The sequence below is a fragment of the Parapusillimonas sp. JC17 genome (assembly GCF_052180245.1).
Classification (GTDB): domain Bacteria; phylum Pseudomonadota; class Gammaproteobacteria; order Burkholderiales; family Burkholderiaceae_B; genus Parapusillimonas.
The window spans coordinates 4,120,861-4,131,975 of the sequence record NZ_CP197474.1 but is presented as its reverse complement, the minus strand read 5'-3'; the positions used below and the strand labels follow the sequence as shown (position 1 = coordinate 4,131,975).

Sequence of the window (11,115 nt, the reverse complement as noted above, 5' to 3'; positions counted from 1 at the left end):
CAGACCCCGCATGGGGTCTGACCCCATCCCTCAGAAGCTTCCGAACATCGTTCCCAGCGCGATGACGACGACCAAGGCGAGCATGGGCGCGCCCATCGTCACGGCTGCGATATTCAAATAGGATTGGCGATGAGTCAGCTTGCAGATCGCCAGCAAGGTGATGATGGCCCCGCAGTGGGGCAGGGTGTCGAATCCGCCTGCGGCCAGCACGGCCACGCGGTGCATCAGTTCCGGGCTGATGCCGGCCTCCTGCGCCATGCGCAGATAGTCGGCGCCCAGCGTCTGCAACGCAATGCTCAGGCCGCCAGAGGACGAGCCCGTGATCCCGGCCAGCACATTCATGGCGATGGCCTCGGAAATCAGAGGATTGCCGGGCGTGACGTTCAGCACGGCGTCGCGGATGATGGTGAAGCCCGCCAGGCTGGCGATGACGGCGCCGTATCCTACCTCGGACGCGGTATTGAAGAGCGGCAGCATGAAGCCGAATACGCCCTTGTTGACGCTGGCGCGCAAGTCGGTCCAATGCCCCAGGCGCGACAGGATCAGGGTGGTGCAGGCGATTGCGAGGGCAATGATCAACGCCCATAGCCCGGTGATCTTTGAAGGTTCCAGTCCCGGGAAATGCCTGAGAACCTGGCTCATGTCCATGCCGGGAAACACGACATACGTGAAAAGCGCATTGATACCTATCACCAATACGAGCGGCAGCAGTGCCAATGGCAGCGGCATGAGGGACAAGGCTCCTTCGTGGCCGGCGTCGGCCGCGGAGGCGTCGCTGTCGTCTTCGTGCGTGCCGTAGCCTTCGCCGATGGCATGGGCGCGCGCAGCCCTGCCGCGCAGCCACCACAGTCCCCCAAGAAACATGATGGCGCCCGCAATCAGCCCCAGCCCGGGGGCGGCGAAGACATTGGTGCCATAGTAGGGAATCGGAATTGCATTCTGTATGGCTGGTGTGCCGGGCAGCGCGGTCATGGTGAAGGTGAACGAGCCGAGGGCGATCGTTGCGGGAATCAGCCGTTTCGGAATGTCCGCGCTGCGGAAGAGATCCTTGGCGATCGGATAGATGGCAAATGCCACGACGAAGAGCGACACGCCTCCGTACGTCAGGATGCCGCAAGCCAGCACGACGGTGACAATAGCGTGCCTGTCGCCAAGCTTGTCGACGATCCAGCGGGAGATCGTATGGGCGGCACCCGAGTCCGCCATTAGCTGCCCAAAAAGGGCGCCCAGCAGGAAGATGGGCAGGAACTGAATGACATAACCGCCCAGCGCCTTCATGAAGGTTTCGGTATAGATGGGCAGGAAGACACCGATTTCGCCCGACAGCAGGACCGCCAACGCGGCCATGAGCGGTGCCAGCAGCAAGACCGTGACACCACGGTACGCCAGGTACATCAGCAGAATAAGGGAAACAACGATCGCCAACGTGCCGGCCATGCGTGAAGACTCCTTATGGAAGTGGGGCGGAAGAAGCGGGCAGTGTATCAGGCGGTGGGATCAGACCCCGTACGGGGTCTGCCCCCTTGAGGAGTCGGTTTAATCGAAAAAGTTATAATAAAATGAAATAAAATCTGAAATTACAAAATAGATTGACTGAGTTATCAATATTCCTAGTAATCAATTCAGGTTTTAGGCAAAGATATCTGAAATGCAAATTGAAATAAGTATTGACATAATGGACTGGTCTTGTCTATTCTTCACCGTATCAACATAATTCATACAGGAGAAGACATGACGATCAGCAGCTTGCTTAGCAAAGCGCTAGGCTTGGTCCACAACGGTTCGCGCTGGGCAATAACGGGAGTTTCCGCTGCGGCGCTTGGCATGTCCTGCCTGTCCCAGGCTGCTGCCGCGTCGGCTGCATATCCAGACAAGCCCATACGCCTCATCGTGCCCTATGCCACGGGCGGCGCCACCGACGTCACGGCGCGCGTGCTTGCCAACGAAATGTCGGCCAGGCTGGGCCAGCAGGTTGTGGTAGAGAACAAGCCCGGTGTGGCGGGCGCCATTGGCGCCGCATATGTGGCCAGCCAGCCCGCGGATGGGTATACCCTGCTGTTCGGAGGCGCAGGCAACGTGACACTGCGCCCCCTGATGGATCCCAATCTTTCCTACAAGCCCGAGCGCGATCTGGCGACGGTCAATCATGTTGTGACTTATGATCATCTCCTGGTCGTGCGTTCCGACCTGGGGGTCAATTCAGTCGCCGAGCTGGTGCAAATGGCGAAGGCGAATCCTGGCAAATTGAGCTTCGGCTCCTCCGGCAGCGGCGGGCCTCAGCATTTGGCCATGGAGCTCTTCAAGCAAATGGCGGGGGTGGACATCCTGCATATTCCATACAAAGGGGAAGCCCCTGCCGCGACAGACCTGGCAGGCGGGCGCATAGACATGAGCATCAGCTCGGCCACTGCCGTCGCCTCTCATATTGCCGCCGGACGAATCAAGGCGCTGGCAACGACCAACCAATATCGTTCGCCCGCATTTCCGGACCTTCCCACCGTATCGGAAGCCGGCGTCAAGGGATACGAAGTCGACATCTATGGCGGTGTGATGGCCCCCGCGGGCACGCCGCCCGCGATTATCGACAAACTCAACAAAGCCATCGTCGAAATTGTCACTTCGCCCGAAATTCAGAAGAAGTTTCACGACGCCAAGCTTATCCCCGTGGGGCGAGGCCCGGCAGAGTTCGCCGACTTTCTCGGCAAGGAACGAGAAAAGTGGGGACCGGTCATCAAAAGCTCCGGTGCGCAACTGTAGTGTCAAGTCCTTAGGCAGAGCGATGGAAACGCAGGGCGCTTCGGCATGCGGACCCTTGGCGGGAATACGGGTGGTGGACATGACTACGGTCGGCATGGGACCTTACGCCACCCAGATTCTCGGCGATATGGGCGCAGAGGTCTTCAAGATAGAGTCGCCGGCCGGTGATGTCCTCCGTTATACGGAACCGGTGCGCCATGCGGGAATGAGCGCTTGCTTTCTCAACCTGAATCGAAACAAGAGCTTCCTGGTTCTGGATATCAGGCGCGAGGAAGATCTGGTCCGCCTTAAGTCTCTTATCGCTGACGCCGACGTATTTGTGTCCAACGTTCGGCCGGCATCGTTGCGACGGTACGGGCTGGATTACGAGTCCTTGCGACCCGGCAACCCTCGGCTCATCTATTGTGGCGCATATGGCTATTCCGAATCGGGACCCTATGCAGGCTTGCCCGCGTTCGACGACATCATACAAGCCAAGAGCGGCATGGCGCATTTCCAGGGAGCGAACGACGATCAAGGTCCCCGGTATGTCAATACGATCCTGGTCGATAAAGTCGTGGGCCTGACGGCGGCATATGCAATCCCGATGGCTTTGTACGAAAGAGAGCGTTCCGGGCTTGGCCAGGCCATCGAGGTTCCGATGTTCGAGACCATGGTTTCCTTTCTTGCGGTCGAGCATCTGGCGGGCAAGACATTCGTATCGGGCGACGGCTCGTCGGGATACCCTCGGGTCATGTCCCGGCATCGGAAGCCTTATGCGACGAAGGACGGGCATATCGCCCTGATGCCATATACCACCGAGCAGTGGATGCGTTTCTTCATCGTTGCCGGGCGGCGGGACTTGGCGCAAGAGTCAAAGTACGTGGACGCCGCGGCGCGGAACGCGAATATCGACGAGCTTTACGCCGTGGTGGCCGGCATCCTTGGCGGCAAGTCAACGGCCGAGTGGCTCGATTTGCTGGCCGGGGCCGATATCCCGCATAGCGTGGTGTTGGCATTCGATGCGCTGCTGGACGATCCCCACATACAGGCTACCGGCACACTGTTCGAATACGATCATCCAACGCAAGGGCGCTTGCGCGCCGCGGGCATTCCTACGCGGTTTTCCAGGACTCCGGGCGGAATCCGGTCATGGGCGAGCGAATTGCCCAAGCATGAGGGGTGAGTGTAGGTGGGGTCAGACCCCGTACGGGGTCTGACCCCCTCCCGGCGGCCCCGCCCGGCGCATCAGGTCGATTTGTTCTGAAGGCGTTGGATCAAGCGGTTGACGGCTGCGATGTGTTCTTCCGAGGTGTGGGCGATGGCCTGCAGCGCGGCAGCCATGTCCAGGTGATCGGGAAGGCTGGTGTGTTCCGCGCTGCGCAGCAGGCGTTTGGCCATGCGTACGGTGTTCCTTGGGTGGCTGGCAATTCTTTCCGCGAGCGACAGCGCGCTTTCCAGCAATTGTCCGGGGCCTGCAACCTGCGTTACCAGGCCGCATCGCAGCGCTTCGACGGCATCGATGGGGCTGGCGGTGAAGGTCATGGCCATTGCGGTGGATCGTCCGACCAGACGTGGAAGAATCCATGAGCCGCCGTCTCCGGATATGATGCCGAGTTCCGCAAAGCTGACGCAGAATGTCGCGTCGGGGGACGCAATGCGGATGTCGCACATGCAGGCAAGATCGCATCCGGCCCCGTAGGCCGGCCCATTGACGGCCGCGATGGTGGGGATATCGACATCGTTCAGCGCAAGAGGCACCTGATGAATGGTTTCCTTGTAGCGCATGCGGATGTCTTGGGGCGTTCCCGCCGAGAACCCTTCCCGGTTCGCCATCTTGTGCAAGTCGCCGCCCGCGCAAAATGCTTTCCCTTTCCCTGTGATGATCAAGGCGCGCGCGGTAGGATCGAGATTGGCTTGCCGGATCTTGTCGGCAAGCTCCAGGAATTGGCCTTCGGTCGACAGCCGATTCAGTTCTTCCGGCCGGTTCAGCCAAAGGATGATCGTGTCTCCACGCCTTTCGGTTTGTATGAGGCCGCCCGCATCTTTCGTCATGTGCCGCTCCATCGGGGAGCGCGCTTCTCCGCAAAGGCGCGCGGGCCTTCGATCGCATCCTGGCTGTCGTAGACGCGTTCATGAATGCGCTTGGCCGCCTCGAAGCCTTCTTTGCAGCCCAGGTCCATGGCGGCGCCTATGCTTTGCTTTGCCGCCCATACGGTTAGCGGGGCATTGTCGCGTATGCTTTTGGCGAGCTTTCGGGCCCGTTCACGCACTGCGTCGGGCGTGGCTTCAACATGGTTGATGAAGCCAAGCTCGCGGAAGCGTTCGATGGGCTGCAACTCGGCGGACATCATGAGCTCCATCAAGAACGGTTGGGGAAGCATCCACAGCATGGGCACGGCCCAGGGCGCGCCTCTGCCCACCTTCGCTTCGGATATGCCGCCCAGCGTGCCTGCGGCGCCGATGCGCAAGTCGCAGTTGGCCGCCAGCACCATGCCGCCTGCCGTGAAATGCCCGGTCATGGCTGCGATGATCGGCTTCTCGACGGCGCGCATGCGCTGATGGAAGGGGTCGCGAAACAGATCCAGGATGTCCACATTGGATTCGGACTTGACCCTGGATGCTTCCTTGAGGTCCATGCCGGCGCAGAATGTGCCGCAGTCCGAAGAGGTGAGGATCGCCACTCGTATGCTGCGGTCTGAATCGACCTGTTCCCAGAGGTCGAGCAGGCGGTTGCCGACTTCTATGGAAAGCGCATTGCGTTGTTTGGGGCGGTTGATGGTAATGGTCGCAATGCCGTCGTCGACATCGAAAAGTACCGCATCGGTCTGGCCCATGGATTTTGCTCCGATTGACATCTTTTATCCGGCGAGGCTTTACTGTTGCGGGCGGCTCTTGACCATGCGCAGAGGGTTGTAGCTTGCTACGATTTCACCGCGCTGGTTGATGACCTTGTTGGCGGTGCGCATGAGGCCCCGGCCCGCTTTGCTGGTCGCGCGCGCTTCAACGACTTCGCATTCCACGTGGATGGTATCGCCGGCCGTGGTGGGGCGATGAATCTTTAGGTCGGCCTCGAGGAAAGCCATGCCCGTGCGTTGCATAGTGCTTTGCATCAGCAGGCCTTCCGCCATGCAGAACACGAGCGAGCCCGGGGCGGGGCGAGAACCGATCACCGAGACCTCGGAAATGTATTCCACGTTCGTGAACATTTCTTCGACCATGCCGGTTGCGCCCACGAACATGGTGATGTCGGCCTCTGTTATGGTGCGTCCCAGTGTGCGGAAACGATAGCCGACTTCAACGTCGTCCCAGTAAAGGCCGATGCCGTAGATGTCCAGGCCATTCTTGTCTTTTTTGATGGGCAGGTGTTTCATGTCGATGTCTCTTTCTGTTGATGTGTGCTGTGTGCGGGGTGCTCAGACGATGCCGGCCTGTTGAAGTTTTTCAAGTTCGTCGTCGCTCAATCCGAGGCGCGCCAGGACCTGGTGGGTATGCTGCCCGAGCACGGGCGGCGGTTCGGTCAGCTTCAGCGGTGTTTCGGAAAAGCGAATCGGGTTGTTGATGAGCGGGACTTGCCCATACAGGGGATGGGCAAGATCCAGGCGCATGCCGCGCTCAACCACGTGCGGATCGTTGAATACACGGTCTATCGTATTGATCGGCCCGCAAGGCACCTGCGCCTGTTCCAGAAGCGCCACCCAGTCCTCGACGCTGCGGGTGCGCGTGATGGCCTCCAGCCGTTCGTTCATCGCAGCGCGATTGGCGACCCGGTCGCGGATTGTCTTGAATCTGGGATCGCTAGCGAAATCGGGATCGCCAACCGCATTGCAGAAGCGTTGGAACTGCGTATCGTTGCCGACCGTGAGGATGATGTGGCCGTCCAGCGCGGGGTAAACTTGATAGGGGGCGATGTTGGGATGGCCGGTGCCCATGCGGACCGGCGCTACGCCGCTGGTGAGGTAATTCATTCCTTGGTTGACCAGCGAGCCGACCATGCAGTCGAGGAGGCTGATGTCGATATGCTGGCCGCCGCCGCCTTGATCGCGGTGGCGCAGTGCCGCCAGAATCGCCACGGTCGCGTACATGCCCGTCAGGATGTCTGCCACAGCTACGCCGACGCGTTGAGGGCCCCCGCCGGGCAGGTCGTCCCGTTCGCCGGTGACGCTCATGAGGCCGGCCATCCCCTGAATCAGGAAGTCATAGCCTGCCCGGTCTTTGTACGGCCCTGTCTGTCCGAAGCCGGTGACGGAGCAGTACACCAGCCCGGGATTGAGCTCGCGCAAAGAATCGTAGTCCAGGCCATATTTCTTCAACGCCCCGACCTTGTAGTTTTCGACCAGCACGTCGGCGTCGGCCACAAGGGCGCGTACGAGCGCCTGGCCTTCTGGTTTGCTGAAGTCGATGGTGACGGACTGCTTGCCGCGGTTGCAGCACATGAAATAAGCCGCATCGCCCGGTTCGTCCGTTTCGGCGGCATGCAGGAATGGCGGGCCCATGTGACGGGTATCGTCTCCGCTGCCGGGCCGTTCGACCTTGATGACCTCCGCGCCCAGGTCGGCGAGGTTTTGAGTCGCCCAGGGACCCGCGAGAATGCGTGATAAATCCAGAACCCGTATGTTGGACAGCGTTTTTGCCATGGCGTTGCGTAAAAGGAGTGTGATCGACAAGAAAAGACGATATATCGAATATTCTGTTATGTCAATTTAAATTCCATTATTAAGTGTACGTTTCTAAGGTCTAGGTTTTCGGTCATGTCGCTCGTCTTGTGCTATCAAATACAGCTCCAATTCTAGCTTGTGAAGGAATAGGGGCCGGCTCTTGATCATTCACCAAAAATTGCCTGAATTTTGTTTTTTTATTATTAGTTTCGTTTTACAGGAAGACTTTTACTTGCAAATGAAAACCTCGTCCCTGGGTAATCGGCCAGTCCAGGCGACGGCTATCCATCTGCTGGTATTCGCCGAACAGGTGCGTCTGTAGGGGTCAAGCGCCCAAACTGCCAAAACAAAATGAAATCAAAAAAGGTTAAATGGAACTATAGAGATTCATCAGCATTGATCTTATCATCTATTGCATTTGCAGGCGATACCGGCCGGTATAGTGATGGGTAGTCATAATGAAATTAATGTTGACATATCGAAATTCATTCCTTACCATCCCACTTTATATGACTTGCTTGTCCACGCGGTGGGCGGGGACCCTTCCAACATGAGAATTCGCCATGATGAATCTGCCGTACGGTGAACTCGTGATCGGGCAGCGCGCCCGGTCCCGGGGGCGCACGATCACTGAAACAGACGTTGTCAACTTTTGCATGCTGACCGGCAATTGGCTGGAAATCCACGCCAATGCGGAATTCAGCTCCAAATCGATGTACGGGCAGCGAGTCGTGCAGGGCGGCTTGGTCTTCGTCATCAGCAACGCCTTGCTCGGCTTCGATTCCGAAGTGGTAGAGGCCTTCTACGGCGTCGATAAGTTGCGATTCCTGAAGCCGACCTTCATCGGCGACACCCTGTATGCCGAAAGCGAAGTGATCGCGCTTCGTGACAAGGGGGAGACGCGCGGGGTCGCCACGGCATTGTTGACGGCGGTAAATCAGCGGCATGAACGGGTAATGAGCTGTGAATTCAGTCTGTTGCTTCGCCGCGAGCGCCTGATCGTATCCCCGCAGGAATAGACGTCGTCGCCTTCTGTGGGCGAAGCAAGGAAATTTTGATTCACGGAGCCTTTATGAATTTCTTGACAGAAGAACAAACGCTTTGGCATGAGACCGTTGCGCGGGTGATGGAGAAGGAAGTAACGCGCGAGTACGTGCGCCAGTGCGATATCGACCGCCAGTATCCTTACGAGGCCTACGAAAAGATTGCCCGCATGGGATGGCTGCGCTTGCTTATTCCAGAAGAGCAGGGCGGCGACGGCGGCACTATTTTCGATTACGCGCTCATGTGCGAAGGACTGGCCCGCTATGGCTTCGATTTCGCGACCGCATTCATGGTTTCCACCTTTACCGCCATGAACATCGTCAAGTACGGCACGCCCGAACAGCGTGAAAAATACCTGGTGCCGTTCATGAAGGGGGAAGTCCGCTTCTCCATTTCCATCTCCGAGCCCTCTGCGGGGTCGGACGCAGCGAACACCAAGACGCGGGCCGAGGCCGATGGCGACCATTGGACGATACGCGGGCAAAAACTCTGGTGCTCCGGCGCCGCGGCGAAAGACGCCGTCATCGCGATGCTGGTCAGGACCGACAAAGAGGCAACCAAGCATCGCGGACTGAGCGTGCTGCTGGTGCCCAACGACACACCGGGCGTCGACATCCGCAAGCTGCCGACCATGGCCAGGCGGGCGACCGGCACGACGGAAATCTTTCTCGACGGCGCCAAGGTGCCGGCCGGCAATATGCTTGGTACGCCAGGCATGGGCTGGAGCATCATCACGGATCACCTCGAACTCGAGCGTATCGCCGTTGCGGCCGCCTACGTCGGCAATGCGCAGCAAGCCGTAACCGATGCTCTGCGCTACGCCCATGAGCGCATCCAGTTCGATAAGTCGATTTTCGAATTTCAGGTGCTGCGCCACATGCTCGCCGATATGCAAACTAGCGTCGATGCGGCGCGGCTCCTGGTGTATCGGGCAGCCGATATGGCCACGCGCGGAGAGGCATGCAGCCGCGAAGTCAGCATGGCCAAGTTGTTCGCGTCCGAAACGCTGCAGACCGTGACGCGTAACGGCATGCAAATCCTTGGCGGCCACAGCATGCTGCCCGAAGCCGACATGGAGCGCTACTTCCGCGAAGGAATGCAGTCCACCATAGGCGGGGGCACCTCGCAGATACAGCGGACGATCATCGCCAAATCCCTGCGTCTTTAAACCGCCCTCTCCGCATAACGCACAGCCACAGGAGGTCTCATGACAACTTTGCCTTCGTCCGTTCCCGAAAGTGATCTGACCGCGAATCTCGCGGATCAGATCGTTGAAATCGTAAACCGGGGGCTGGCCGACCCGGACATCGAGCAAGTCAGGCGGCTCATGCTGGACTCGCTTGGCGTGACGCTGCGCGGGGCCGCCCTGCCATGGGCCCGCGATATCGCGAAATGGTCCCAGCGTTTTTTCGGCACGGGCACCGCTCCAGTCATCGGAACCGAGGCATCGGCGGCCGCGTCGGTCGCTGCGCTGGTTCACGGCACCGCGGCGCACGGCTACGAGCTCGATGACACGCACGATGAAACAATGAGCCACCCCGCATGTACCGTGCTTCCCGCAGCGCTTGCAGTCGCGGCTGAAACGGGAGCCTCTCAGCGCCACCTGTTCGTCGCCATCGCAGCCGGATACGAAGCCATGGCGCGCGTCGGCATAATGGCGCATGGGCTACACGTGATCGAAGGCGGCTTTCATCCCACGCCGATCTTCGGCTCGTTCGGCGCCGCGACGGCTTGCGTGGTGTTGCTCCATGGAGAAGGCCAGCCAATCGACGCTGACCGGCTCATCACCGCATGGGGTCACGCGCTGTCCCAGACCAGCGGAACCATGCAGTTCTCCGTGGATCCCACCGGCGGCGCCGTGAAGCGGCTGCATGCCGGGTACGCCGCGCGTAACGGCGTGATCGCCGCCGAATTGGCCATGGAGTCCGGAATCGGCACGCCGCGGCGCTCGCTGGATGGACGCTACGGCCTTGCCAAGATGTTCGGCGGTGAAGTCCATGCGGCGGCGGTGGCGCGCGCGGCGCAGGATCCCTTGCAAATACACTGCATCAGTCTCAAGCCTTATTCCTGCTGCCGGATCTTCCATTCAACCATCGACGCCCTGGGCGAGGTAACCGAAAAGTACAGCACATCGGTGGAGCAGATTCGCCGCATCGTTGTGCGCGGCCCGCAGTTGATCGAGGATCAGCACATGATGCGCCGGCCCCGCTCCGTCATGGCGGCCCAGTACAGCTGCCCCTATCTGATCGGTGCGTCGCTGGCCTACGGCCCCTCACGCTACGACGCATACAGTGAAGCGCATCTCGACGATCCGCGCATACTCGAAATCGCCGATCTCGTGCATTTCGAGTACGACGCCGAGCTGGAAGCCATGTATCCGAAGCAATTCCCCACAGCGGTCACTATCACGTTCGCCGACGGCTCGATCAAAACTTCATTGGTGAAAGACAGTTTTGGTACGCCCGCCAAACCCATGACGACCGACCAGATCGCCGAAAAAGCCCGGAATCTGCTTATGGAGATCGACTCGAAGGTCGATGTGGACGCATGCAGAAGAAAGATCTGGAACGACGCCACCGATGCTCGCACGCTCGCGGCCATCATGGCGGGAAGGTGACGCCATGCTGAAGAATCAAGGCGCAGTAACTACACAGTCATATGACGATATCTCGAAGGA

10 protein-coding genes are annotated in these 11,115 nt (G+C 59.4%); 5 read left to right on the top strand and 5 right to left on the bottom strand.

Annotated features, from left to right (window positions below):
* Positions 1–30: 30 nt before the first annotated feature.
* Complete coding sequence (locus ACSBPU_RS19930; RefSeq protein WP_442593531.1) at positions 31–1,437, bottom strand: GntP family permease; 1,407 nt, start codon at positions 1,435–1,437, stop codon at positions 31–33.
* A gap of 294 nt (positions 1,438–1,731) precedes the next feature.
* On the opposite strand from ACSBPU_RS19930, the gene ACSBPU_RS19925 reads away from it, so the two are divergent.
* Positions 1,732–2,757: a Bug family tripartite tricarboxylate transporter substrate binding protein gene (locus tag ACSBPU_RS19925; protein WP_442593529.1), complete on the top strand. Its 1,026-nt coding sequence runs from the start codon at positions 1,732–1,734 to the stop codon at positions 2,755–2,757.
* Between the two features lie 22 nt (positions 2,758–2,779).
* On the top strand, positions 2,780–3,922 hold the full coding sequence (locus tag ACSBPU_RS19920; RefSeq protein WP_442593527.1) for a CaiB/BaiF CoA transferase family protein: 1,143 nt from the start codon (positions 2,780–2,782) through the stop codon (positions 3,920–3,922).
* 62 nt (positions 3,923–3,984) lie between these two features.
* Here the strand turns inward: ACSBPU_RS19920 and ACSBPU_RS19915 are convergent, their stop codons facing one another.
* From ACSBPU_RS19915 to ACSBPU_RS19900, 4 genes are read right to left on the bottom strand one after another with little or no spacing between them, the layout of a single operon-like run.
* Complete coding sequence (locus tag ACSBPU_RS19915) at positions 3,985–4,791, bottom strand: enoyl-CoA hydratase-related protein (protein ID WP_442593525.1); 807 nt, start codon at positions 4,789–4,791, stop codon at positions 3,985–3,987.
* On the bottom strand, positions 4,788–5,594 hold the full coding sequence (locus tag ACSBPU_RS19910) for an enoyl-CoA hydratase/isomerase family protein (protein WP_442593523.1): 807 nt from the start codon (positions 5,592–5,594) through the stop codon (positions 4,788–4,790). Before ACSBPU_RS19910 ends, ACSBPU_RS19915 begins: the two co-directional genes overlap by 4 nt.
* Positions 5,595–5,612: 18 nt before the next feature.
* Positions 5,613–6,110, bottom strand: coding sequence for an FAS1-like dehydratase domain-containing protein (locus ACSBPU_RS19905; protein ID WP_442593522.1), 498 nt, complete (start codon positions 6,108–6,110; stop codon positions 5,613–5,615).
* Between the two features lie 42 nt (positions 6,111–6,152).
* Complete coding sequence (locus tag ACSBPU_RS19900; protein WP_442593520.1) at positions 6,153–7,373, bottom strand: CaiB/BaiF CoA transferase family protein; 1,221 nt, start codon at positions 7,371–7,373, stop codon at positions 6,153–6,155.
* Positions 7,374–7,957: 584 nt separating this feature from the next.
* Between ACSBPU_RS19900 and ACSBPU_RS19895 the strand changes: the two genes are divergently transcribed.
* From ACSBPU_RS19895 to ACSBPU_RS19885, 3 genes are read left to right on the top strand one after another with little or no spacing between them, the layout of a single operon-like run.
* Positions 7,958–8,413: a MaoC/PaaZ C-terminal domain-containing protein gene (locus tag ACSBPU_RS19895; protein WP_442593518.1), complete on the top strand. Its 456-nt coding sequence runs from the start codon at positions 7,958–7,960 to the stop codon at positions 8,411–8,413.
* 53 nt (positions 8,414–8,466) lie between these two features.
* Entirely contained in the window at positions 8,467–9,606 is a 1,140-nt protein-coding gene (locus ACSBPU_RS19890; RefSeq protein WP_442593516.1) for an acyl-CoA dehydrogenase family protein, read from the top strand.
* Between the two features lie 39 nt (positions 9,607–9,645).
* Positions 9,646–11,055: an MmgE/PrpD family protein gene (locus ACSBPU_RS19885; RefSeq protein WP_442593514.1), complete on the top strand. Its 1,410-nt coding sequence runs from the start codon at positions 9,646–9,648 to the stop codon at positions 11,053–11,055.
* The last annotated feature ends 60 nt before the right edge of the window (positions 11,056–11,115 follow it).